This window comes from Bacillus sp. FJAT-28004 (assembly GCF_001280845.1).
Taxonomy (GTDB): domain Bacteria; phylum Bacillota; class Bacilli; order Paenibacillales; family Paenibacillaceae; genus Pristimantibacillus.
Window position 1 is genome coordinate 1,206,797 of the sequence record NZ_LGHP01000002.1, and the last position, 25,045, is coordinate 1,231,841.

25 protein-coding genes, 1 pseudogene and 1 riboswitch are annotated in these 25,045 nt (G+C 42.5%); of the genes and pseudogenes, 18 read left to right on the forward strand and 8 right to left on the reverse strand.

Going from position 1 to position 25,045, the window contains the following annotated elements:
• Positions 1-15: 15 nt before the first annotated feature.
• From AC787_RS27375 to AC787_RS34210, 8 genes are all read left to right on the forward strand, one after another.
• Positions 16-1,098 carry a GerAB/ArcD/ProY family transporter gene (locus AC787_RS27375; RefSeq protein ID WP_054028089.1) on the forward strand — a complete coding sequence of 361 codons (1,083 nt, stop codon included), beginning with the start codon at positions 16-18 and terminating at the stop codon, positions 1,096-1,098.
• Positions 1,099-1,196: 98 nt separating this feature from the next.
• The gene (locus tag AC787_RS27380; protein WP_152970760.1) at positions 1,197-2,678 is read left to right on the forward strand and encodes a glycosyltransferase; all 1,482 of its coding nucleotides are present in this window, start codon (positions 1,197-1,199) and stop codon (positions 2,676-2,678) included.
• Between the two features lie 134 nt (positions 2,679-2,812).
• Positions 2,813-2,926: riboswitch (TPP riboswitch) on the forward strand.
• A gap of 187 nt (positions 2,927-3,113) precedes the next feature.
• A complete protein-coding gene (locus AC787_RS27385) occupies positions 3,114-4,148 on the forward strand; it encodes an ABC transporter substrate-binding protein (RefSeq protein ID WP_054028225.1) in 1,035 nt (344 codons plus the stop codon).
• A 69-nt stretch (positions 4,149-4,217) separates the two neighbouring features.
• Entirely contained in the window at positions 4,218-4,520 is a 303-nt protein-coding gene (locus tag AC787_RS27390; RefSeq protein ID WP_054028091.1) for an MTH1187 family thiamine-binding protein, read from the forward strand.
• Positions 4,510-5,283 (forward strand): ABC transporter permease, encoded by a 774-nt coding sequence (locus AC787_RS27395; protein WP_054028092.1) that lies wholly within the window; start codon positions 4,510-4,512, stop codon positions 5,281-5,283. The genes AC787_RS27390 and AC787_RS27395 overlap by 11 nt, the downstream gene beginning before the upstream one ends.
• A 77-nt stretch (positions 5,284-5,360) precedes the next feature.
• Positions 5,361-6,083 carry an ABC transporter ATP-binding protein gene (locus tag AC787_RS27400; protein ID WP_054028226.1) on the forward strand — a complete coding sequence of 241 codons (723 nt, stop codon included), beginning with the start codon at positions 5,361-5,363 and terminating at the stop codon, positions 6,081-6,083.
• Complete coding sequence (locus tag AC787_RS27405) at positions 6,084-6,950, forward strand: TatD family hydrolase (protein WP_082361176.1); 867 nt, start codon at positions 6,084-6,086, stop codon at positions 6,948-6,950.
• 202 nt (positions 6,951-7,152) lie between these two features.
• Complete coding sequence (locus tag AC787_RS34210; protein ID WP_054028093.1) at positions 7,153-7,926, forward strand: glucosaminidase domain-containing protein; 774 nt, start codon at positions 7,153-7,155, stop codon at positions 7,924-7,926.
• A 127-nt stretch (positions 7,927-8,053) separates the two neighbouring features.
• On the opposite strand, the gene AC787_RS34390 is transcribed toward AC787_RS34210, so the two are convergent.
• From AC787_RS34390 to AC787_RS27420, 3 genes are all read right to left on the reverse strand, one after another.
• A complete protein-coding gene (locus AC787_RS34390) occupies positions 8,054-8,215 on the reverse strand; it encodes a hypothetical protein (protein WP_162531875.1) in 162 nt (53 codons plus the stop codon).
• Between the two features lie 262 nt (positions 8,216-8,477).
• A complete protein-coding gene (locus tag AC787_RS27415) occupies positions 8,478-9,533 on the reverse strand; it encodes a DUF418 domain-containing protein (protein ID WP_235561135.1) in 1,056 nt (351 codons plus the stop codon).
• Between the two features lie 316 nt (positions 9,534-9,849).
• Complete coding sequence (locus tag AC787_RS27420) at positions 9,850-10,701, reverse strand: MBL fold metallo-hydrolase (RefSeq protein WP_054028095.1); 852 nt, start codon at positions 10,699-10,701, stop codon at positions 9,850-9,852.
• A 199-nt stretch (positions 10,702-10,900) separates the two neighbouring features.
• On the opposite strand from AC787_RS27420, the gene AC787_RS27425 reads away from it, so the two are divergent.
• Both AC787_RS27425 and AC787_RS27430 read left to right on the forward strand, forming a co-directional pair.
• A complete protein-coding gene (locus AC787_RS27425) occupies positions 10,901-12,445 on the forward strand; it encodes an FAD-dependent oxidoreductase (RefSeq protein ID WP_235561136.1) in 1,545 nt (514 codons plus the stop codon).
• A 48-nt stretch (positions 12,446-12,493) separates the two neighbouring features.
• Positions 12,494-13,708, forward strand: coding sequence for an MFS transporter (locus AC787_RS27430; protein ID WP_235561137.1), 1,215 nt, complete (start codon positions 12,494-12,496; stop codon positions 13,706-13,708).
• Between the two features lie 55 nt (positions 13,709-13,763).
• Here the strand turns inward: AC787_RS27430 and AC787_RS34925 are convergent, their stop codons facing one another.
• The 3 genes and pseudogenes from AC787_RS34925 to AC787_RS27440 form a co-directional block, all read right to left on the reverse strand.
• Positions 13,764-13,910 (reverse strand): excalibur calcium-binding domain-containing protein, encoded by a 147-nt coding sequence (locus AC787_RS34925; RefSeq protein WP_235561142.1) that lies wholly within the window; start codon positions 13,908-13,910, stop codon positions 13,764-13,766.
• 6 nt (positions 13,911-13,916) lie between these two features.
• Positions 13,917-14,342: pseudogene (locus AC787_RS34930) on the reverse strand (DNA-entry nuclease); the annotation flags it as partial.
• Between the two features lie 522 nt (positions 14,343-14,864).
• Positions 14,865-15,344 (reverse strand): MarR family winged helix-turn-helix transcriptional regulator, encoded by a 480-nt coding sequence (locus tag AC787_RS27440; RefSeq protein WP_054028098.1) that lies wholly within the window; start codon positions 15,342-15,344, stop codon positions 14,865-14,867.
• Between the two features lie 246 nt (positions 15,345-15,590).
• On the opposite strand from AC787_RS27440, the gene AC787_RS27445 reads away from it, so the two are divergent.
• The 5 genes from AC787_RS27445 to AC787_RS27470 all read left to right on the forward strand — a co-directional run bounded on the left by AC787_RS27445 (position 15,591) and on the right by AC787_RS27470 (position 20,374).
• Positions 15,591-16,982, forward strand: a complete 1,392-nt coding sequence (locus AC787_RS27445) for an MFS transporter (RefSeq protein ID WP_054028099.1) — start codon at positions 15,591-15,593, stop codon at positions 16,980-16,982.
• A gap of 577 nt (positions 16,983-17,559) precedes the next feature.
• Positions 17,560-17,838, forward strand: coding sequence for a hypothetical protein (locus tag AC787_RS27455; protein WP_054028101.1), 279 nt, complete (start codon positions 17,560-17,562; stop codon positions 17,836-17,838).
• Positions 17,839-18,848: 1,010 nt separating this feature from the next.
• Positions 18,849-19,097, forward strand: coding sequence for a helix-turn-helix domain-containing protein (locus tag AC787_RS27460; RefSeq protein ID WP_063847681.1), 249 nt, complete (start codon positions 18,849-18,851; stop codon positions 19,095-19,097).
• A gap of 150 nt (positions 19,098-19,247) precedes the next feature.
• Positions 19,248-19,766 (forward strand): GNAT family N-acetyltransferase, encoded by a 519-nt coding sequence (locus tag AC787_RS27465; RefSeq protein ID WP_054028102.1) that lies wholly within the window; start codon positions 19,248-19,250, stop codon positions 19,764-19,766.
• Positions 19,767-19,939: 173 nt separating this feature from the next.
• Entirely contained in the window at positions 19,940-20,374 is a 435-nt protein-coding gene (locus AC787_RS27470; protein ID WP_054028103.1) for a DUF4362 domain-containing protein, read from the forward strand.
• A gap of 199 nt (positions 20,375-20,573) precedes the next feature.
• Here the strand turns inward: AC787_RS27470 and AC787_RS27475 are convergent, their stop codons facing one another.
• Entirely contained in the window at positions 20,574-21,353 is a 780-nt protein-coding gene (locus AC787_RS27475) for an alpha/beta fold hydrolase (RefSeq protein WP_054028104.1), read from the reverse strand.
• Between the two features lie 445 nt (positions 21,354-21,798).
• On the opposite strand from AC787_RS27475, the gene AC787_RS34215 reads away from it, so the two are divergent.
• Complete coding sequence (locus AC787_RS34215) at positions 21,799-21,999, forward strand: hypothetical protein (RefSeq protein ID WP_054028105.1); 201 nt, start codon at positions 21,799-21,801, stop codon at positions 21,997-21,999.
• A gap of 224 nt (positions 22,000-22,223) precedes the next feature.
• On the opposite strand, the gene AC787_RS27485 is transcribed toward AC787_RS34215, so the two are convergent.
• Positions 22,224-22,583, reverse strand: coding sequence for a hypothetical protein (locus tag AC787_RS27485; protein WP_054028106.1), 360 nt, complete (start codon positions 22,581-22,583; stop codon positions 22,224-22,226).
• A 359-nt stretch (positions 22,584-22,942) separates the two neighbouring features.
• Here AC787_RS27485 and AC787_RS27490 point away from each other — a divergent pair, with 359 nt between their 5' ends.
• Positions 22,943-23,443 (forward strand): SMI1/KNR4 family protein, encoded by a 501-nt coding sequence (locus AC787_RS27490; RefSeq protein WP_054028107.1) that lies wholly within the window; start codon positions 22,943-22,945, stop codon positions 23,441-23,443.
• 1,078 nt (positions 23,444-24,521) lie between these two features.
• Positions 24,522-24,962 (forward strand): hypothetical protein, encoded by a 441-nt coding sequence (locus AC787_RS34935; protein WP_152970762.1) that lies wholly within the window; start codon positions 24,522-24,524, stop codon positions 24,960-24,962.
• The last annotated feature ends 83 nt before the right edge of the window (positions 24,963-25,045 follow it).

Below are 25,045 nucleotides of genomic sequence, written 5' to 3' on the forward strand. Positions count from 1 at the left end.
CAGAAAGGAGACCCTATGCAGCAGATTGGTAAAAACCAGCTTTCTATTTTGATCATCGTTTTTTTAATCGGCAGCACCCCTTTGTTCGAGCTCGGCATAAAGGCGAAGCAGGATGCTTGGCTGGCGATGACGCTTGCTGCGATTGCTGGTCTGCTGCTTATTGTCATGTATGTACGAGTACAGAAGCGTTCTCCAAATTCGGATCTTGCTGAGCTTTATGTTATGCACTTCGGAAAGTGGATCGGCGGCTTTGTCGGGCTTCTTCATGCGCTATGGTTTGCTTATGAATCGATGCGAAACGTACGAGATGTCGGCGAGCTTACGATGACGGCGCTGCTCACCTTTACGCCGAAATGGATTGTTATGCTGCTTATTATTAGCACCGCGGCTTATACCGTTAGTAAGGGCGTTGAAGTATTTGTCCGTGTCGTGCAGCTGCTGTTTCCGATCGCAGTGCTTAGCTATACTTTTATTATTTTGCTCTTGTTAATTGCCAGATTGCCGAAAATCACACATTTGCTGCCGATTTTGGAACATGGGATCGGGCCTGTCGTGAAGGCGGCCTTTCCGGATTTGTTATCATTTCCGTTTGGGCAAATGGTTATTTTTTTCGTTTTTTGGAAGCACGTCAGCGAGAAAAAAATGATCGGACGTGTCACTTACAAGGCTTATGTTGGCGTATCCCTATTTCTAATTCTAATGAATGCAATTACGCTATGCGTATTGGGGCCAGAGCTATCTGGGCTTTCAGCACTGCCACTGCTTGAGGTTGTGCAGTTAATTAGTCTGGCTAATATATTGGAACGGCTTGATGTACTCGTAACACTGCTGCTTTTTATCGGTCTATATGTAAAAATGACTGCGCTATATATGGCATCGGTATTCATGTTTAATATGATCACTGGCATAGCATACCGTTATTGTGTGCTTCCAATTGGTCTCATTATTTATGGGGCGTCGTTTATCGAACCGAATAATACCACCCATATTTGGATCGGGCTCGATATTACGCTGAAGATTGCCCCTTTATTTCAAATCGTGCTGCCGCTGCTTATGCTTACAGTCGGAATACGCAAAAAATATAAAAAGGCAGCATGATCGAAAGTTGCCGCGCAGTGCTCACCTAAGCAGATGTTTTTACATATTTTATGGGTAAAACCGTGTGAGCCTTTTATGCTTGCTCGAGGGGGATACGCGTGAGTGATGCCAATAGGTGCATGACAAGCATTATTCTCGTTACCTACAATAAGCTTGAGTATACGAAACAATGTGTGGAGAGCATTCGGCGGCATACACAGCGAGGCAGCTATGAGCTGATTATTGTAGATAATGGTTCGACGGATGATACAGTGAAATGGGCAAAAAACGAAAGCGACATCATCGTGATCGACAATGGCTGCAACGCCGGTTTCCCTAAGGGCTGTAATCAGGGATTGGCTGTGGCCACGGGTGATCTGCTAATGCTGCTTAATAACGATACGATCGTAACGCCAAGCTGGCTTGACGGACTCACCCGCTGCTTATTCAGCGATGAACGAATCGGGGCGGTCAGCCCTGTTACGAATTCGGCGTCCTATTGGACGACGATCCCGGTCACATATACGACGCTAGAGGAAATGGAGCTATTCGCTTCGGCACTGCATGCCATTCCTGACAGAACGAAATGGGAGGATCGCGTGAAGCTGGTCGGTTATTGCCTTCTGCTGCGGAGAGAGGCATGGGAGAAAGTTGGACCGCTAGACGAGATCTTCGGTATAGGCAACTTAGAAGATGATGATTATAGCCTGCGGCTGCGGCTGGCGGGATATAAGCTGATGTTATGCGGCGATACGTTTATTCATCATCATGGCAGCGTCTCCTTTAGCTCGGAGCCGGAGCTTTATTTGCAAACCTTCAGAAACAATACGATTGTTTTTAGGTCCAAATGGGGCTTTGACCCTGGTGATGCAACGTATATACGAATGGATTTCAGCAAAGTGATCGAGCGAGAATCACATGAGTACAAACGCGAGAATTGCTCGATTATGGAAATAGACTGTGGCTGCGGAGCTACGATTTTGCATATGAAACAGCAATTCCCATCCGCAAAATGGTATGGCGTCGAGCAAAGCGAGCTGGCGGCAAGAGTGGCAGAAGCGTCGGGAATTACGGTGTTTCGCTCGAACGATCCGGAGGAATGGAGACTGCCTGCAGAAGGTCTGGACGGCATCATGATCGGAAATGCCCATGCTTACGGAACGCCGCAAACGATGAAGCGGCTTATTAGCTTGCTAAAGCCTGGCGGCTGGCTAGTCGGATGTTTTGCTAATCGCTATTATTTTGAGAATATTCGGCAATACTTAGATCCTTCTAATTTGAAAGCGCAGCATCAAGCAGCAATTCAGTACACAGCTCAGCAGGCGGGGCAGTTATATGTGCAAGCTGGATTTTCCTATGTCAAGGTTACGCGTGCAGAGAATAAACCGCAGGAGCAGCTCGAATATATTCATCTGCTAGAGCAGTTGACGTCTAAGGAAATTTCAAAGGAGCTGACAGCCGCTTATTTGCTCGTATATGGACGTATTGCATCTGTAACTCAGATACAGGATGCTGAGGATGAGGCAGACTTAGGTGGCTCGGCAGTGGATAACGATACAGCAACGGTTGAAAGGCTGGATGAGCCACGCTGCATGAGCTGAAGAGTGCCAGGCCGATGTATGTGGCAGCTGTGTGCCAAGAAACAAGGAGCGTAATGGCTTGATGATAATCATTTTCAAAAAAAACTAGCATTAAATGCGGGTTTTGCTATACAATGAATGGTATTGACGAAACCGAATACGTTCCGGGGAGCTGGTTAGGCCGGCTGAGAGGGGATTTTCTATACAATTCCGACCCGTTAAACCTGATCTGGATAATGCCAGCGTAGGGACAGAAGCTCTGTTTAGTAAGCAGGCGAGATCGACAAGATCAAGCATCTGCTGGTATAAACAGCTGCACAGCCAATGATATGGCGTCCTCCGGATTAGGGGGACGCTTTTTTTGTTGCAATTGGAATGATGCAGCCATGGAACCGGATACTACGAGGAGTCGTCACCTTATATGAATCGAAGCATGGAGAGGGGAACAAAAGCATCATGAATCAGAAAAAAGCAGGACAATTGTCGTGGAGAATCGTAGCCGCGATGCTCGTGTTCGTATTGGCGCTGGCAGGCTGTGGCGGCGGTAACAATGGCGAACAGCCGAAAGAGCAAGAGGGATCAGCGGACAAGCCGCTTGAGAAGGTGCAGGTTGTGCTCGACTGGACGCCAAATACGAATCATACCGGAATTTATGTGGCTAGAGATAAAGGTTTTTTCAAGGAGCAGGGTCTGGATGTAGAAATTATTCAACCAGGACAAAGTGGCGCAGATCAAATGGTCGCATCGGGCAATGTGCAGTTTGGTGTGAGCTATCAGGAGTCAGTAACGATGGCTAGAATTGCTGGCGTACCGCTCGTGTCGATCGCAGCAGTCATTCAGCACAACACTTCAGGCTTCGCTTCTCCGCTAGCAAAGGGAATCGATTCACCTGAGAAATTCGAAGGTAAAACCTATGGCGGCTGGGGCGCTCCTGTCGAGGAGGCGGTCATTCAATCGCTTATGCAGGAGAAGGGTGCAGATGTGAGCAAAGTAAACATCATGAGCATCGGTGACAGCGACTTCTTTACGGCGGTGAAACGCGATATTGACTTTGCGTGGATTTACTATGCGTGGACAGGCGTGGAAGCAGAGCTGCGCGGCGAAAAGATCAATATGGTTTATTTGACCGATTACAGCGACAAACTGGATTACTATACGCCAGTGATTGCGACGAATGAAACGATGATTAAGGATAAACCGGAAGTGGTCAAAGCGTTTACTGCTGCAGTGTCAAAAGGTTACCAATACGCGATAAGCAATCCAGATGACGCAGCAGAGATATTAATTAAAGCGGAGCCGGATTTGAATGCGGAGCTTGTGCGCGCCAGTCAAAAATGGTTAAGCTCGAAATATCAGGATGACGCACCGCGCTGGGGCGAACAGAAGCTAAGCGTATGGGAAAACTACGCAACCTGGATGTATGAGCACAAGCTGCTTGAGAAGGAGCTTGAAGCGGAGAAGGCATTTACGAATGAGTTTTTACCAGAATAAGCAATTTGAACATACGGGAGGGCGGCAAAGTCCGCTCTCACTTACAACGATGAGAAAGAAGGAAATCAAATGGCAAACGCATTAGTAAGCATTCAAATACTACCCACAACGCCAGGCGGTGAAAGTGTTATTCCTTACGTAGATCGTGCAATTGAAATCATTAAAGCGGCGGGTGTTCCTTACCGTGTAGCACCGCTCGAAACGACGATGGAAGGTGAGCTGAGCCATCTGCTTAGCGTCGTGCAGTCGATGAGCGAGGCAATGGCGGAGATGGGCTGCCCATCCGTTATTTCACAAATTAAAATTTATTACAATCCGGCAAACGGCGCTTCAATGGGCAGGCTGCTGGAGAAATATCCAGATGGGCAATAAGAAATCGATTTGGTCGAAAATATGGCAGCCAGCATCCTTGCTTATCGTGCTGCTCGCCTGCTGGCAGGCAGCTGCATGGCTCGGATTATTTCAACAATGGATGTTTCCATCACCAATTTCAATTGTGCAGGAGGCCATCCATATTTGGCCGAGGTTAATGATGCATACGGGAGCGACGGTAAAAATCATGCTGCTCGGCTTTGTGGGAGGATCGGCGGTGGGCTTCGTGCTCGCCGCTTTGCTGCATTTAATTCCCGGGGTTCGATCGGCAGTATACCCCTTGCTCGTGCTGTCGCAAAACGTTCCCATCATTGCGATCGCTCCTATTTTGACGATGCTGCTAGGTTATGGAATGCTGCCAAAGGTGCTGCTTGTGATCATGGTGTGTTTCTTCCCGATCACGGTTGCCATGCTGAGCGGCCTCATGAACACCGATGCGCAGCTTCGTAATTATTTGCAAATGATCGGCATTCGCAAATGGCAGCTGTTTTGGAGATTGGAGCTTCCTCATGCGATTGTTCATTTGTTTTCCGGCTTAAAAATTGCGGCCTCTTACAGCGTGCTCAGTGCAGTTGTCGCCGAATGGATAGGCACGAACAAAGGACTTGGCGCATTTATGATCATCTCGTTCAAAGGCTTTATGCCTGATCGTGTGTTTGCAGCAGTTATCATTATTGTTGCGATCAGCTTGACGTTGTTTGGGCTAATAACCTTAGCGGAGCGTCTCGTCATTCGCTGGCGCCCTGAGAAAGAGGTGAGCTGACAGTGAGTAATCGTGCTGAACGTGATTCAGTGACACTTCGAGCGCAAAATATTCGAAAGCAGTTTGGCAAAGGACAAATGAGCAAAGAGGTGCTAGGCGGGTTATCCTTTACGATAGCAGATGGAGAGTTCGTATCGATTGTGGGACCATCCGGCAGCGGAAAAACAACCCTGTTTCAAATTATCGGCGGCTTGGAGCGTCCTACGGAAGGCGAGATTTGGATCGATGACAAGCAAACGACGGGCGAACGCGGACATATTTCTTATATGCCGCAGCAATCGTCGCTGCTCCCATGGCAAACCGTCGCAGGCAATATAGAGTTGTCGCTTACGATCTCCGGCGTTGATAGAAAACTCGCGAAGGCGAGGACAAAGGAATGGCTGGAGCGAATCGAACTGCAGGAATATGCGGATTCTTATCCACATGTGTTGTCTGGGGGTATGCAGCAGCGGGTTTCTTTCCTCCGGGCACTGCTTGCACCGCAGCGCTTGATGCTGCTGGATGAACCGTTTGGCGCACTGGATGCTTTGACACGGCAGCAAATGCAGCAGTGGCTTATGTCGATCTGGGAGCTAAACCGGAGATCGGTGCTGCTCGTTACGCATAGCATTGAAGAAGCTTTGTTTCTATCAGATCGGATTATCGTGCTGTCTGCATCACCGGCTGTGGTGCTGGAGGAATTCCAAGTGCCTTTCGAGCGTCCGCGTCATGAGTCGCTATGGTCGGACCCGCAGTTTTATGCTATGAAGCAGCGCATTTATGAGCTGCTTAAGACTGGTGCGAAGGAAGGAAGCATATAGATGGCGATAGAAACAGGCAATGGACTGTGCGAGGGGCAATTGTCCTCAGTGTCTTCTCAGCAAGTGGGCACATGCATAGACGCACATATTCACATTGATTTGTATGAGGCAGAACTGCGCGAAGAGCTTCTGGAGCGTGCGTTCACTGAAGGCGTTGCAGCTGTGGTTGCAGTCTCCATGCATTTGGAATCGGCCATTGTGAATCGTGAAATAGCCCTTCGTTACGCAGGACGGGTGCATCCGGCTTATGGTTTCCATCCGGAACAGCCTATACCTGCTGCGAAGGAGCTTGATGAACTATTCGAATGGATTCGTTTGCGTCATGAAGCGGGGGAATCGTTTGCAATTGGAGAAGTAGGGCTGCCGTATTATACGCGGACAGAAGTGGAGCAAGCTGAGGTTGACATGTTTTTTGACGAAAAGCCGTATTTGCAGCTGCTGGATCGCTTCGCCGCGCTAGCAGCGGAGCTGGATCGTCCGCTGGTGCTGCATGCGGTATATGAGGATGCCAGCAAAGCTTGCGATATTATGGGGCGGCATGGCGTTCGCAGAGCGCACTTTCATTGGTTCAAGGGCGATACTGAGGTTATACGCCGAATGGCGGCAAGCGGCTATATGGTTTCGGTTACGCCAGACATAGCTTACGAGGCAGAAATACAGCAGCTTGTGAGGCAGTATCCGATTGAGCTGCTGATGGTGGAAACGGATGGACCATGGCCTTTCGAGGGAATATATGCGGGTCAGCAGACCCGGCCTGCAATGGCTGTCGAAGCAGCAAAGCACATTGCGAATGTCAAGCAGTTGCCAGCGGAGCAAGTTGCGGAAATATTGCTTGCAAATACGCGCCGCTTTTATGGAATCATATAGTGTTCAATTCATACGGATAATAAGGCCGCTCCATCAGAATGAATGATCTGAGGGGCGGCCCTTTTATATTAGACTGCGCTTGATTGATTGAGCGACCTTTCATACCACTTTGTCCATTGCCTCTTACTCTTTCACTGCATACAAAGATAAGGACAGGGTATGAGATTACAAGGCAATGTGGACGGCAGAAGGGAGGCAGACGATGGCAAAGCTGACGAAACAACAATTTATTGAGAAATTAGCGCCGACGGTTATAAGAATAAAGCGAGAAGGATCAACGATGTTTCCATCTGTGCGCTTAGCGCAAAATCTACTCGAAACTGGCGGGGTTATTCACTCCTGGTACAACTTGGGCGGTATCAAGGTTGGCAGTGGACAGACGAATGCTTATTGGCACGGAGAAGCAGTCGTAAAGGGAACATGGGAGGTCATCGATGGGCGTAACGAGAGTATTCGCGCTGCTTTCCGAGCCTATAAGAGCGTCTATCATTTTTATATGGATTTGGATTTGCTGCTGGCAACCCCACGCTATGAGCGTGTTCGAAGGGCGCTCACGCCTGAACAGCAAGCAGACATGCTGCTTGCTTGCGGCTATGCGACAGATCCGGCTTATCCAGCCAAATTAAAGGCCATTATCGTGCAGTATGGGTTGAAAAAATATGATGCCTTCGGCAGCACACCGCTGCCGAAGCCGGAGAAGCTGAAGGAAGCAGAGCTCGTCGTTGTTTTGTACAAGGGAGAGGTTATTTCAGATGGCTACTTGCTCAAAGGTACAACTTGGGTTCCGGCTAGGCTGCTTGGTGAAGCGCTTGGAGCGAAAATTGATTGGACGGGTAAGAAGGTTACTGTAAACGGTAAAGAGCTTGAATCGATTTTGTCCGAAGCGACAGGTTATGTTCAAATAAGAGAACTGTCAGCAGAGCTTGGGTTAACCGCCAGTTGGGAACCTGCTGCGAGAGTCATACTGCTGTCGTAGGAGAAAGTAGCTAATCCAGCGATTTAAGCTTCAATTGTCATTCACAAATAAGCGAAAAGCCAGCGGATAACCCGTTGGCTTTTCTTTTTGTGGCGCAGTTTAAAAGCAATGCTATGGAATGAGCAGATTATTTGCCTTTCTTGGATGCGGCCCAAAATGCGAGTACGACAAGGGGGATAAAAATGTACCACGGAATGGTAATTGTGCCGCCAACAATAAAAGCGAGCACCATCACGAGCAAGACACCGAGAATAATGTAAAGACAGCCTCTGCCGAACGTTTCCATCATTAATCGCCTCCTAAAGCTTAGGTTTTGCGGGAACAAAACCTTCTTCGTAAGCAGTCACTTCTTGAGAGTATATTCGGTATAAACGTTTTTATGGGTTGTATGGTTCCAAATAATTGAGTGGACAAAGAGGCTTCAGCGTAAAAACAAGCTACCTGAGCCAAACAAAAAAATGGCCCGCAGCGATGCGGGCCGGTGTCCTAGATCTATATATCAACAGTGGGGTTGATGTCTCTTAGTATAGAAAATGAACCTTAATGCAGTATTAAAAATGTTTGTCGGTTTGTTTACAAAAATGTATGTTTCGAATTGTAGGAATCGTCCAATAGGTTGCGATTCTCCATATCCATTCCATCGGTCCCATTCTGAAAAATGAGAGCCAGATCATACTGAATAACATTTGGATAAAATAAATACCGATGCAGAGCAGCGTCGTTTGAATAGGGCCAAGCATGCCATTTAGATTGAAAAATTTACCTGCCAAGAGCACGATGACCGTTTGCCCCAAATAATTGGTTAAGGCCATTTGGCCATATGCGCTTAGAGGTTTTAGCAGAGTACGCATAAAGGAATGTTGAACAGCTCGAACAAGTGTAGTGACATAAAATAAAGCGATAAGAAGACCAACAAATTCAGCTGTTCCTTGGTAAATTTGCATGGCTATAATTTCGGATGAAGAACTGCCTTCTTCAATCACCATAAAGATTTGCTCGGGTATTAGGCGTAACTGGATATAAAAACCAATAGCGGCCACTACAAAAGCTATCAAATGAAGCTTACGGATTGCAGACTTTGATTCTGTAAGACGTTGAAACACCTTATATTGTCCAGCTGCAAGTCCCAGTAGAAACAAAGGCAGAATAAGCAATAGCTTGCCTCCTAGAAAGGCGGCTGGAATAATAGTCGCTAAAGCTATAATAAGGTTGATTTTTGCGTTCAGCTTGTAAAAAGGGAGCAGGATGAAGCCAGCAATCGCGTAAAGAAACAATGCTTCTCCGGGATGGAATTTCTGATGAACAAATCCTATCACTAACAAGAAAATAAGCCGACGAATAAACAAAATGTAGCCGTTATTGCCTTTCTCAATAGCTCTAGATAGAAATAAATAAAAGCCTACGCCGAATAAAAAGGTGAAAATGACATAGAATCGTGACTCTACCATTAAGTCGAGCAAACGTGACATGTACCAGTTAGCAGTTCCCGCTTCAGCTGGCGCTACGTTAAGAAGGGGTAAAATATTAACAAGCAGGATGCCGATTAAAGCAAAACCACGCAAATAATCAAGCGTTTCAATTCGTGTATTTACCGAGATGGGGTTCAAGCTGTATTCACTCCTAATCATTACTTTGCAGATATAATGGCTTGAGTTTTATTTAAATGGAATCTTTCCCTGTGAAAATAACAACAATAATTACAGCAGCGACAGTTTTTATTGTTTTTATCCATTGATTCATTAGTTGTTGCCTCCTCAGATGTTCAATAATCTATTACCTATAATAAAGAAACAGACGATAGGCAGCCATCGATTAGAGTGACATTAAAGGTGACAAGATTGTAAGGTGAAGTGTGTTGGAAACTGAAATAGGACGGAGCAGATGACAGCTGCTTCGTCCTATTTTTTAAAGTAAGATAACGAACTAGTGTATATGGTTTTTTTCAGGGACAAAACGTCCATGCTCCGGAACTGCGATTTCTTTGAATTTTTTCGTAAGAAGCTTGAGATTATCTGTCAGTGTCGCTCCGAACATGGGTTCTCCGTGACCAGTAATCGCCAAATTCGGATTCAGGTCTTCAAGTTTCCTAACGGATTGCTCGGCAGCTTTCCAATTCGTCGTAAAATATTTTGGGGGACCGCTAATTTCCTGCTCCTGCGTTATGACCTTATATAGCGATTCCTGCTTAACCGTTGCAAAAGCATCACCGGCAATCAGAGTGCCATCCTCAGGGCGAAAAAATGAAGTATGTCCTGGTGTATGTCCTGGTGTATGAATATACTTCCAACCAGGCAGTCCCGGCACGCTGCCGTCCGTAGGAAACGGATGTACACTGTCGTCGAGGTTAATCCCTTTGTGAGGAAAAAAGGGAGACAGCTCAGAAATGAGGCCGCCGTGTACAGTAGAGTCAGCGGGCGGATAATCGGATTCACCGGTCAAATAGGGCAGTTCCAGCTTATGCGCGTAGACGGGCACATTCCAATGTTCAATCAATTCAATAATGGCACCGACATGATCGAAATGGCCATGAGTTAACAGGATCGCTTGAGGAGCAGAGTCAAAGCGCTCCTCTGCCTCTTTAATAATTTTATTAGCGGATCCTGGCATGCCCGCATCAATAAGAACCCAGCCGTCTTCTGATTTTTTTGGATCACCAATAAAACAAACATTAACGATTTGGATAGAGTAACAATAAACATCAGGCCGATAAGCCAGTCCATTTCCACTAGCAGAAGTCGTTATCGGCACAATAGAATGTTCGAATGAGCTCTCCAACGTAAAACGCCTCCTTTGTCATCATTCTCTTGTATAAACTGTCCAAATGACAGTTGCTTATGCTGTGCCCTGAGGTTGTGCTGCTTATTAACATCGCTCCCTCACCGTGCGTCTTCGTTAACATCGGATTTTTATGCTTAGAATGAAATAATATCGATTGGTACAAATTAAGGTGCATTATTTTTAGGAGGTGATGGTATTGGCGAAAACTTATGACTTGCCCAAATTTCCGGAGTCCTACTGGTCTGAAACATCGAGTCGGCAATCATCGTACGCGACACTCGAAGAGAACATAGAAGCCGATATTGCCGTCGTCGGAGGCGGTATCTCGGGTATAACAACTGCTTATTTACTAGCCCAGGATGGATTTAAAGTTGTACTCATTGAAGCGGGTCAGCTACTTAATGGAACAACGGGACATACGACTGCAAAGATTACAGCCCAGCATGATCTTATCTACGATGAGCTCATACAGCATGTTGGTACGGAGAAGGCAGCCTTATATTATAAGGCGAACAATGATGCTCTTCAATTCATTAAGGAAACCATCAAGCAATATCAAATTGAATGTGGATTTTCCGTGCAGGATGCGTATGTGTATACAGATTCGGAGGCATACATAGCTAAGCTTGAGAAGGAAATGTCCGCTTATTCAATTTTAGGGATATCCGGAGCTTACGTGGATCAAATTCCATTACAAATACCAGCTAAAGCAGCCGTCATTATGCGTAATCAAGCACAATTTCACCCTTTGCAATATTTGTATGAACTTGTGCGGAAGTTTATAGAAGCAGGAGGAGTTATTTATGAGAAAACGACAGCTATTGATGTAGAGACAGGACCTTTGCCAGAAGTCATTACAAGCAAAGGTCATCGAATCAAATGTAAGCATGTCGTCTCCTGTACTCATTTTCCTTTCTATGATGGGCATGGATTTTATTTCTCAAGAATGCATGCAGATCGCTCCTATGTACTCGGCATTCATGCCATGGATGATGTAAAAGGCGGCATGTACATAAGCGCTGAGGATCCAAAACGCTCCATACGCTATGTAGAAACAGCGGGAAATTCCAAGTTACTGCTCATAGGCGGTCAAAGCCATAAAACAGGACAGGGGATTTGTACAATTAACTATTATGAGGAGCTGAAGAGATTCGCAGAACAGCATTTTCGAATGAAAGAAATTGCTTATCGGTGGTCTGCACAGGATCTTGTTACCGGAGATAAGATACCGTATATCGGTCGAATAACAGAGTCCTCATCCAATGTTTTTATAGCGACAGGCTATCGTAAATGGGGCATGACGAATGGAACGGCAGCCGCTATACTCATTAGAGATTTAATTATGAAGAAGGATAATGCATATGAGGAACTATATGCACCATCGCGCTCGATGTCACTGGGAACGATCGCAAATCTTATCGTAGACAACGCCGATGTGGCAAAACATCTTATAGCGGGCAAACTCGAAATGACTCATAGACGTCCTGATGATTTGGCGCTGGATGAAGGAAGTGTCGTATTCATTCATGGCAAAAGAGCAGGAGCTTACAAATCTGAAGAGGGAAAGCTATTCCTCGTAGATACAACCTGCACCCATATGGGCTGTGAAGTAGAATGGAATAATGGAGATCGCACATGGGATTGTCCGTGCCATGGTTCCAGATTTGCAATAAATGGCGATGTGATGGAAGGACCAGCAGAAGAGCCTTTAAAAACCTTGCATATTCGCCATTACGAATGACCCTGTGATAGCTTCGTCGTTTTAAAACAAGGAAGGAGTAGTACATTTGTGAAGAAGAAGTGGGACTTAGCAGCTTTAGCATCCATTCCATTAATTATGACGCTCGCTAACTCGATGTTGATTCCCATATTGCCATTAATGAAGAAGAAATTGAATATTTCTTCTGTGCAATCAAGCTTAATCATAACGATTTATGCTGCAGTCTCCATTATTTGCATTCCGATCGCCGGGTATTTGTCAGATCGCTTCGGACGAAAAATCGTTATTATTATCGGTTTGTCGATTGCAGCAATCGGAGGTTTGATATCAGGTTTAGCTGCTTGGCTGATGGATTCCCACGTATATGAAGTCATTTTGGCAGGCCGATTCATTCAAGGGATCGGCGCTGCAGGCGCATTTCCCATCGTACTTCCTTTAGTAGGTGATATGTTTGAGAGTGAGGAGGAGGTAAGCAATGGGCTTGGAATGATTGAAACCTCCAATACTTTTGGGAAAGTACTCAGTCCTGTATTAGGCTCGGCGCTTGCGCTTGTTATATGGTATTTGCCACTTGCTGTTATTCCGTTCATATCCTTAATTTCAATCATCGGGGTTATCTTCCTTGTAAAAGAGCCTAAATCAAAACAAAAGCAAAAAGAAGAGAACAGTTTAAAAAAGTTTTTTCAATCGATCAAATCAATACTCGCTGAGAAGGGACACTGGCTTTATGCAATATTTGCAATTGGTGGTCTTGCGATGTTCATTATGTTCGGATTTCTATATTACTTGTCATCGGTCTTAGAGGATCGTTATAAAATTGAAGGTATTTGGAAAGGATTACTGCTTGCCATTCCTTTAAGCGCAATATGCCTCGCTTCATTCATCACTGGTAAAATCGTTGGTGAAAATAAAGCAAGAATGAAGTGGTTTATTGTCATAGGTACAGCTGTGCTTACGGGGATGATGTTAGCATGTGGAATGATGAATACGAAAGGGATATTCCTCCTAATAACCTTTATGTTTATAAGCGGCGCTGGTATCGGTCTAGCTTTGCCAAGCTTGGATGCTTTAATAACGGAAGGCATCGAGAAAAAACAGCGAGGTACGATTACCTCGCTGTATAGCAGCACTCGTTTTATAGGTGTAGCTGTAGGGCCGCTGATCGCGTCATTGCTGCTCAAAAACGAAGCTTTGTTGTTTTATATGTTTGCGGGATTCGCATTGCTCTGCTCCATATTAGCGTGGCTAACCATTAAGCCAAGCAAGCAGAAATCGATTTCGTGAGAAGGTTGTAAAAAAAGATCATTTCAGCGAATGAAGTAGCTTTCGAGAAGATGGGCTAGCTGCATGCTATCCCATCTTTATCGCGATCCAATTTTAACGAATAACCAGGGTCTCCTTTATGCAAAGGAGCAGCTCCAGCCTCTCTTACGGCAGTGCAATTGGCATAATATACGGTTTCTTCGTCTGGCTCCGGTTGCTTCAAGGCTCCATCAATAACGAATAATACACGTGTTCCGTCCTCTAAATCGCTCAAAAGATTTCCAATCCACGAACCAGCTCCGCGATTATCCTTTGGTGTTACATAAGCAATATTTGCACCGTCGCCGCCTTCTTTGCACATGGCCATCGGCCATTCATCCCGGTCATATCCTTTTTTTGTCGGAACACCCCTCAGCGAGGCATCACGATTAGCGTCAGCGCCATTTCGATCAATCGTGCAAACAGCTGAAGCTCCTGCGCGAATCGCAGCTGCAATATGCGCCATCGTTTCCGGATAACGGTCAGTAGGTAAAGTGATCGTCATTCCATAATCTGAACCAGTGGAGGCAGATTTTGAATCGGGATTAATAATTAATTGTCCGCAGCCTGTGAGGATAAGCGTGAGAGTGAGTAATGCGGCTAACCATGATCTCATGATGTATCTCCATTTCAAGTCATATGAAATCATCATACTATACGCCTTGCGGTTGCGGATAGGATGAGGTTGACAATACTGTGCAAATACGGTGAATTCCGCAATTCTAAATGATTTCAAATGATTTTAACGGAGTAAAAAAAAGAAGACCTATCGAATAGGTCTTCTGAGGAAGTGTATGAGGAAAGTATAGCAGCTTGGTGTTTAAAGGGTTACCTATTGCAGGGGATATTAATACCCCTTGCCGTAACCGCCGAAGATACCACAACTGCAAGCGATAATAACGAGCAAAATGAAAAGGACCAGAATCGTACCAGTGTTAGTGAAAGCACCGCCAACGTGACCGGACATTTTTCATAGCACCTCCTTTTGAATAGAGTACTCTGTAGGTTATGCGCCAATTATGCTTTCTGACTGGGTGTTTGTCATAGAGACATTTTTTACATGTCATTAGCCTATAAGTGCATTTTTGTCATGGAGAGATTGGAGAACTAAAGGGTATTCGGGTTAAGGAGATGCATTTTACTTTAAAACCGCTGCAGGAGGATTAGACATATCCTTGTTTTCAATGAGCCGCAATAAAAGATCAAAAAACTGTTGGCGTTGATCGGAGGAAAAGTTTTCTAACAAATTTTCTGCAATTTCGGCTTGAAATGCTAGAACCTGGCTTATATTCGCCTGCGCGATTTCTGTGAGCTGTAAAAGCGTTGCTCGACGATCTGTTGGATCGGGGATTCTGATAAGAAGTTTTTCTCGTTCCAGTGCATCAACAAAATCGGTAACGGTGCGAGCTTTAATTCCTAGTTCAGATGCTAATTCATTCATTCGGATTTTCCCGGCTTTTGAGACAACAGATAGTAAGCGAAGCCTTGGACCCGTTATTTGATAAGGCATGTTAAGTGCGGATAACTGTGTTTCAAATTCTCTTTGGATATAGTGTGTTGCTCTCATTAATACGTGAATGATGTCTATAGGTACCGGATTGTCCGAGTTAGTAAACATAAAAGCCTCCTTGATCAATTTCAGATCGTTATCATCGAGTAGTTTATATCCTATTTTAGCTTATTGCATGCTAGTTGCAAATTTCAGTTGCGAAAGTAACAAATGAACGCATTTTGAGCATTTCATTTCTTGACAGCACAAATAATAGTGTGTATCCTCAGTATATATAAATAGTGAGCTTCCTCACTATAAATGAATTTTTTTATTTTAGAATGATCAATATATTTAACTACTGGGGGGAAAGGCATGAATGGTTCGGATTTTAAAAATGGGGATAAGCTGCTGCGAGTACTCGTTGTTACTTTAATATTCTCCGTAATGAACGGTACGATGTTCAATGTGGCTCTTCCAGCAATTGGTGAAGAGTTCAATCTTATTCCTTCACAAGTGAGCTGGATTATGACCTCGTATATGGTTTTATATGCGATAGGTTCTATTGTGTTTGGGAAATTGGCAGATAAATATCGTTTGAAGGATTTATTGACTTATGGACTTATCGTCTTTGCAATCGGCTCGCTCATCGGCTTGCTTGCCACTGAGTACTGGATGATTATTGTAGGTCGCGTATTGCAAGCAGCAGGCGCTTCTGTGCTTCCAGCTACGGCTATGATTATACCAATCCGATATTTTGCACCTGAAAAGAGGGGGCGGGCACTTGGTACGTCAGCAATCGGACTTGCGCTGGGCAGTGCTTTGGGACCGGTTGTAGCAGGGTTAATTACAAGTGTAGGAAACTGGAGGCTCTTGTTCGTCATATCGTTGCTTCCGTTACTTACACTGCCGTTTTTTCGAAAATATTTGGACAATGCAAAGGGAACTGCGGAGAAAATAGATTTTATTGGCGGTGGGTTGTTGGCAGCGGCGGTTGCGCTTTTTTTGCTGGCGATTACGCAGAGCAGTGGATTGCTCTTTATAGCAGGGATTGTACTGCTTGTTCTCTTTATTGTTAGAATCCGGACGGCTTCTAATCCTTTTATTCAGCCAGGTTTATTTCGCAACAAAAACTTCTCAATTGGTTTGTTTTTAGCTTTTATAACGACGTCTATGAGCTTCAGCTTAACGTTTATGACGCCGCAATTTTTAACGGCATTAAACCAATTGTCTCCGGGCAACATTGGTTTCGTCCTTTTTCCAGCAGCTATCGCTTCCGCCATCATGGGACGCAAAGGTGGCAGGTTAGCTGACGAACGCGGCAACTTTGTTCTCGTTTCTTTCGCAACCTTATTGATTTTCTCGTGTTTTGCACTGTTATCTACTTTTGTGGGGGTATCGCCATACGTTATTGCGATTATTCTCATAGCGGGCAATGTAGGACAAACCTTCATGCAGATTGCGATGTCGAATACGATATCACGGACGCTGTCAAAAGAAGAGACGGGGGTAGGCATGGGGCTATTCTCGATGATAAACTTTATTTCGGGTGCGATTGCAATGAGCATCATTGGGAAAATGCTGGATAATGGTTCATCATCCTTTCAATTAAATCCAGTTGTAACGAACCCGACTGGGTTTGTTTACAGTAACATCTTTGTTGTTCTTGGTATTCTGATCGTTGCTGTAATCGTCGTTTATCGTCTTCAGTTTGGGGCGGCTAAACCTGCGGCAAGAGTTAGTAAAGAAAGTACCCAAATGAGGTAAGAGTATTAGTCCAGTATGTACACTCTTGTCAATTGAAAAACAACAAAACCGGATGCACCATAGATGATTATCCGTCCCAAATATTTAGTAATCTTCTCTGCAGCTTGTTCTGCTTCTTTTATTTTTGGAGATTCTTCTCCATATGATTTTTTCTTTAGGGAGAGTAATGCAAGTACTAATAGCACTAGGGCGTAGAAAAGATATTTTGCAAGAGTGGTATCAAACAAAGAAATGAATAAATGAATAAAAGTCATCCAAGGGTTATATTCGCTAGAGAAATACATGAGCATCACCAACTTTACCTAATAATTACAATTATAACACTTCATGAGCAGCCTGGCTTTGTACATTTGGCGAACATGATTGCCTGCTTGAGACTTTAATGAAAAGGGGATGCTCATCAAGTAGATTTAACTACTGATGGGCATCCCTTTGAACTATTTATAACGGTATTGTCCAAACAAACCCGAGTTGTTTCGAGTAATACACAGCGGTTGTAGTATAAAAAAGTGAATTAAGTGCACTATAATTATTGACCAAAATTGGACTAAAACAAACATTATTGGAGGCTCGCTTAATGTTAAATCGTAATGGGCAAATGGATGCTGCGATACAGGAAAATCAACAATTACAGCAAGCGCAACTAGAAGTTCAAACGGCGCATCAGCTGTTACAAGTAGAAAGTCAACAATTGCTAGAAGCAGAACAGCTATTGCAAACAGAGGTTCAACAAGTGCTGCAAGCACAACAACAGGTCAGGCAGGAACAAGAAGACGTTCAAGTGGCACAACAAATACTTCAACAGTCACAAGCTGCTGCAATGGCTTCTCAAAACAATCCAATTCAAGGTTCTTAAAAGATCATTATTTATTTGAATGAATAGTAGAGTATGTAAGAGCGCTTGAAAGATCAAGCGCTCCAAAAAAAATTACCAGGAATGATGATCACATTTGCGATGTTTCTTCTTGCCAATAATAAGAACTTTTTGACCAGGTTTAACGAATACTACTTTAATATCGTGCTTCTCGTGGTCTCTCTTTTTTCTATTGCAGCTACAACAGTTTCCCATTCGAATCAACTCCTCTCTCTCTTGTTAATCTAATATATTCATAGAATTTAAATGCGATTGGACAATTGGTACTTCAGAGAAAATTAGATGTTTGGCTAAGCTCATGAATCAAAATAGTTAGAAGCCCATTGCAAAATGAGTAACTATTACAACAATGAACGCTTCCAGAAAAAAAATAGGCGACCGCTTCCCGATTGAATACCGAGAAGCGATCGCCGCTAAATGTTCTTATTTCTCTGTTTACATGACGTGGATATGACCAGTTAACGATCAGGTTATCAAAATAGTATGTAAGAGTGCTTGAAAGACCAAGCACTCCATAAATTTAGCAGTCGTGTTTTTTAGATGTCCGATGGTGGTGTTTCTTTCCGATAACAAGAACTTTTTGACCAGGTTTAACAAATATAACTCTAACATCTTTCTCTTTTTCTTTTTCTTTTTTATTACAGTGCCAGCAACCCATTCAAATCAACTCCTCTTCTTCAGGTTAATCTAGAATATTCACCGATTTAATGATGCGATTGGACAATTGGTGTTTCAAATAAATTTGGGTAATCAACTGGGGTTATAAACAAAACCATCGTTTAATATCGTTTCCTCACGTTTCCAAATGTAAAATATACCCACAAAATCCCAATTAAATCAGCTATAATATCGTGTGTAACTATATTCCGGTAATTGTAACAACTTGGATATATACGAAAAATAACCCACCGACCATAATGAAGTGCCCCCCTTATAGTAGACATTGGAAAAACCCATAGGGGAAACCGATGATGCTTTAGGGGGGATTTTTTATGAGGAAGAAAGAACAACCAAATAAATCGTATACAAAGGAAATAAGGCAGGAAGCCGTACGGTTACATGAGGATGAGAAGTGGACGTATAGGCAAATTACTGAGAAATATGGGATACAAGATAAAGATAGGGTTCGTAAATGGGTGTATAGATTTAGGAAACAAGGCGAGTACGGATTATTGGATGATGTATTAATAGTCAAATTAAATGGTAAGGAAATCAGATATTTGGGATTACGCGAGGGTTGACTCATTCAACTAACGGGAAACTATAGTCGAATAACACACATTAATGAGCAGGCGCTGCGGTGGCCTGCTCATTGTATTAAGCTAACGGGCAGTTTACTTCAATCCGCAAGTTTTATTTAGAACAATTTGATAAATGATCGGAAGTGACTAATGAACATTCGTCTGTTGAATGACTCTGATGCCCAARTGTATAGAGAAGTAAGGTTGCGTGCATTGAAAAATGACCCCGATGCATTTGGATCAACGTATGAGCAAGAAGAAACTAAACCACTGGGGCACATTATAGAAAGGATACACCATACAAAAGATCAATTTACATTGGGATGTTTTGACGACAGTAACACATTAGTTGGCATTGTCAATTTTTCACGTGAAAACAGGCTTAAGACGGCACATAAAGGAAACATTTACGGTATGTACGTAGAGCCTCAATTTCGAGGACGGGGGGTAGGTAAAGCCCTTCTATTAGCCTTGATTGAAAGAGCAACAAAAGAATGTGAAGGGTTGGAACAGATTCATTTGACGGTTGTGTCTAATAACAAATCAGCAAAACRCTTATATGTCTCGCTGGGGTTTGAAGTTTACGGTATAGAACCACATGCATTAAAGTTTGATGAACAGTATTTCGATGAAGACTTAATGATTTTAAGATTGCGACTTTTAAACTAAAGGGTACGATAGCTCAATGAACCGCCTTTTCAGCAAGGTGGTTTCTTATGGTTAAATATCAACATTAGAATTAAACATAGCCTTATTATTAAGCTAACGGGCAGTTTACTGAATCCTCACTCCGTAACATTTGTCCATTTTTTTCGTCTATGTTAAAAAGGGGAAAGATCATCATGAAAAATTTCAAACTCGTTTTGCTGATACTTGTTTGCTTTGGAATATCAGCATGCTCAAACTCAAGCAATAATCATAAGCAACCAATCCATACAGGTAGCGATATCTTAAAAACGTTCGGTGATGAAGACTTAATTCGGATGAAGGAATTTGTAGATAGATTCAATAATAAAAAATCAGATTACGTTCTAGCAATTCCACCTTTCCTTGATGGGGGATACTCGATCTACGATTTAATTTCAGATGGTAAATTGGTAACGATCAAAAGGGATAGTACGAGGGACATTTATGGAGGCAGTAAATCAACATTCACGTGTAAGGCGATGAAAATACAAGAAGAAGGAGATGAGCAGCAGCTCGTGCTAGGCAGCTGTGAGGCGGAAGAAGGAAGCGTCGCCGAAGTGAAATTGTTTACTTTCAATGGCGATCTCTGACTCGATAGCATGTGAATAAAACCGTTTTCGAACGTTATCCATACGTTACACTAACGGGTAACGTTAGTTCAACGCAAAATGGAGCAGTTGCAGACGGCAGCTGCTCCATTTTTGATTACGCTAACTGGCAGATTTGCTCAATCATCGGGCATTATCGGACTATATTTATGGGGAGCGAGGGTGCGGCTAATCCGAGACGTTATGCAAAAGAAGATAATAGTTGGTTGAATCTATCACGCTCCTCCAAAAAAGGGCAATGGCCGCTGTATTGGAATGGAACTAATTGCGAATTTTTTATCAGCTTATTTGTTTCCTGAGCTTGGGTAAACGGAACGACTTTATCATGAATTCCATGAATAATTAATGTGGGCACATCGATCTGTCCAAGATCGTTGTAAACATTCTCGTCTCTTAGCGTGACCATAATGGCGGAAGTCGACCAATTCGCAGCTTGTAAACCCATTAGAAAGAACCATTCGGATTTCGGTTCAGAAATGTACTGAAAGAAAAAAATCCCCGTTTGGTTTTGTAGCATTTTCGGTCGGTCATTGTTTGTTTCTTCGATGATTTTATTCGTAAATTCTTTTGGAACGCTTGATGGAGACGCAGCGTCGATCAGGACGAGTTTAGATACCCCGTACCCTTTGTAACGAGCCATATAACGAATCGAGATCGCGCCTCCGGTAGAGTGTCCTGCCAGTGTTATGTTTTTTAGCTGTAACGCTTCGATGACCATACGAAGATCATCTGCTAATCTATCGAAACCGTAACCGTCGAATGGTTTATCCGAATTGCCGTATCCTCTCCAGTCCATTCCGATACAACGATATCCGAGCTTAGGAAGGAAATTGAACTGATATTCGAACTGGTTATGGTTTAACGGCCATCCATGAATAAAAAGTATCGTTTTATTTCCCTTCGGATTGATGTCCTCTATAAATACTTTTACGCCCGGTTCCACAGTAACGAAGTATCCCAAGTGTATCGCCTCAATTTTTTAAAATGTACTTCCCCATTAAGATATTCGCCCTAGGCAAGGTGAATGCCTAATTTCGGCGTCAAATTGGGTTTAGATAGTGCGTAGAGATTTCTGAGGAATAACTAGAGTGAAACAATTTCTTCAGATCATTGAGCTAACGGGCAGGATAGTTGGAAATTTGCAACATTCATTTGGGTCCTTCACATCTAATATTGAAATGTAAAAATTTGATAAATGGAGATGCATTAAGATTAAAAAGATTATTCTTTATCTTACATTATGTTGTTTTGTTTTCCTGATTGGTTGTAGTAAAGAGCCAACCGAGCAGATTTACGTAAAACCTATTGAGTACCTTGAATTATTTGGCTGGCATATTGAGGAAAAAATTAGCGAAAGAACTCAGGGGACAAAAGGCTTTCTACCTGCAACAAACGTAGGTATTGATTTGAAGCCGTATAAAGAAATTTTTATTACAACCTACTTGCTGAAAGAAAAACAAAAAACAGGAAAGAAAATATACGCTGACATTTATCAAGATAATGAAGATATTATTGGAGGAGCTGGACATTTAGATACTTGGGAGCCTGGAGAATTCTCTTTGAAAGATAAAGAAAAATTAATCAACGAAGGTATCATAAATAAATAGCATTTGTTACTCTTCATTAAACTAACGGGATACGATAGTTCGTTCATTCATTGAAGGGGCAGACCGGAATTTGGTCTGCCCCTTGGTCATTAAACAGTTCAGTTCATAGGGCTTTTTTCATTGTCTACAATATTGGGGCTTGACCATAATAGCGGGTGGGCTTTTGTCTATTTTCTGAAGTGCATGGGCTTTTGGAAATTAAATATCGCTATTAATGATGCCGCTTATTGCATTTGTGCAAAGTCTTCTGGCCGCATAGCATTCCATTCATCGCTTCGATATGCCTTACCATTATATCTTACATAATACAACATACTCAGGTTTTTAATTTCTTGTTTTAATACCTTCTTATCAAATGGTCCATTCCCGAAAATTTCATTTAAATCTTCATTTAATAAAGTCAAAATTTCATCCGGCATCATGGCGTTACTGTTATCGATAAGTTCTGACCCAGAGTATTCCAAGTTCATTTTAATCTTAAATCCCGAACTGATAATCCCTTTAATTAATAATGTGGAGCTACTCTTTGGTTTTTGTTTAATTTCATCAAAAAACACTGAACAATCAATACCTTCTGGAATCAATGGAACACCTCATCATCTAATTTCACTACTAAACAGGAGTCTATTAGTATTGTACACTTTATTTATCTATTTCTCTCACTTATTTAAGATGCTTCATTATTATTTTGATATTAAAGCTGGTTTTATTCTCCTCCTATTTAGAATAAATAAGTGTAAGATTCGATGAGGTTGGTCAGTCTAAACAAATCATCAGATACTGAAAAATAAGTATTGGACTGAGTATTAAATGAAGCCTTAAACAGAATGAATTTGGAAAAAGTGAGCGGCTAGTCGAAGCTCAACAGGAAAAGTCAGAACTGATATTAACTGTAATATTCTGGTATAGTGATGATAGAGCGCCTATTTAGGAGGAATTATTTGTGAGTCAATATGAGACTATAACCAAAGCTCTAATGTCTAGATTTAATGATAATGTATTAACAATTCAGACTGCAGGTGGAGAAACTTATCAAACAATTTGTACTTTTAATCCACCAGCTTCGTTGCATGAAATTGAAAGCATGTGTAAATTAAAGAATTGGTCATTACCGATAGATTATAAACATTTTTTATTATATTCAAATGGTGCGCGATTGTTTGATGTTGTAAGAACCTATGGGGGATTTGAATTATTTAGTATTGATGAAATTATACAGAACCATTATGATTACATGCTTGACAACTGGATACCCATAGCAAGTCACCAAGGTGATCTTTTATTAATCGATTCTTCACGATCTGATGGTGATAATTATTTATTTTGGCGAGATTTCGGAGAGCTTATTGACCAACAAACTTTTTCTTTTAAAATCAATTTTAGAACGTGGTTTGAAAGGATTATACTTTGCCAGGGAGAAAGGTTCTGGTTATGGCAGAATTAATAAAGTATAAAATTTTTTTATAATGGGCTCAACGTTAAGAAGACTCTTGCAATTTATGCAGGAGTCTTCCTTATTTACTAATTTAAAGAACGTTAATATAATCTGTTACAGACTTTATTTTGTTTATTCTAATCCCTCGTCGCATATTTTCAAAATGTATCGAATTTTTTATAACGATAGAGGAAGTGCCACATTTCACATAAATCTGGTTCGGCTACAGTAATTTAGCTAGTAGAATGAAAGCATAAGACTAAGTCTGAGCATTATATGAAGCCCTATACAGAATGAATTTGGAAAATAAAGCGTTAGATTACAGGTTGATGCCGAACTTCGGAGCAAATATATTTTGAGTCATTTATAGTAGAGAAGATTCTAAGCCTGTGAAATGGCAAGGATGGAAAGCATGAATAAGGTTAATCACTTAGATCCGCAGAGTAATAAAATGTGGTCAAGTAGTAGAAAGATGCTATCTGAACATGTGCAGCGATAAATAAACAGCGTTAGGGACTGAAGGAACTAAAAGCAAAAAGATCCTTAAATATTTTCATTAAATGTTAATTGTTTTCAATTAAATAATGGGCAACAATACATAATTCGTCCTAATTTCATAAAATAGATTCATGCCTAAACATGATTAGACGCAAGTCCTTCCTCAATAAAGATGATCTGCATATGATTAATGAAATATCTTTAAGGGAGGCAATTAAGAATGAGATTTTCTGAGTTTAATAGGAATAAAAAATTAATACTAAAGCCTTTGAAAATTCGAATAGATGTTATAACGATACGGAAAAAAATATGCAAACTTGAAGTTGAAGAATTGGCAGAATCAGCAAAGTGTCGAGGACAGCGCGGGAGGGGACCGCGCGGGTGTAGGGGACCGCGCGGGTGTAGGGGACCGCGCGGGTGTAGGGGACCACGTGGGCCAAGGGGACCACGTGGATTTAAAGGAGTTCAAGGCCCTCGAGGGCCACAAGGAATCCAAGGTCCTCGAGGTCCTCGAGGGCCCCGAGGGGTCCAAGGAACTCCTGGAGTTTTTTCGCCTGCTTATGGTTATATATTCGATAATGCTGATCAGTTGCTCACTAAGACTCCGCCTGGTAGTATAGTTCGTTTTAATCAATTTAATCAACCTGGCTCAGTAACTTTTGGAGGAATTACAGTAACGACTAATTCATTAACGGTTGCTGCAGCTGGTGATTATGCGGTTTTATGGGAAACTATTTTTTTAGCATCTGATTCAACTCATCAACACTGTGCATTTGGAATTTTTGTAAACGGCACTCTTCAAGATTCCACTCGAAGTGGTGAAGCCATTTTCGTGGGGCAACAAACAGGTTCAATTGACGGCGACGCAATATTATCTCTACTAGCAGGGGATGTGATAACCCTTCGTGCACTCATACCTGCAACTAGTACGCAGAACGATATTACACTTACATCAACTGTATTATATCCTGGAGCTGTTCAGCCAATTAATAGTGCATCACTTCGGGTTATTAAATTGGGACCATCATAAGGGCACTAAACTTCTTTTTGTTTTACAAAAGCATATAGAACTTATGTCTTTTGGAAGAAATTAAAAATATAGAATAACAGATT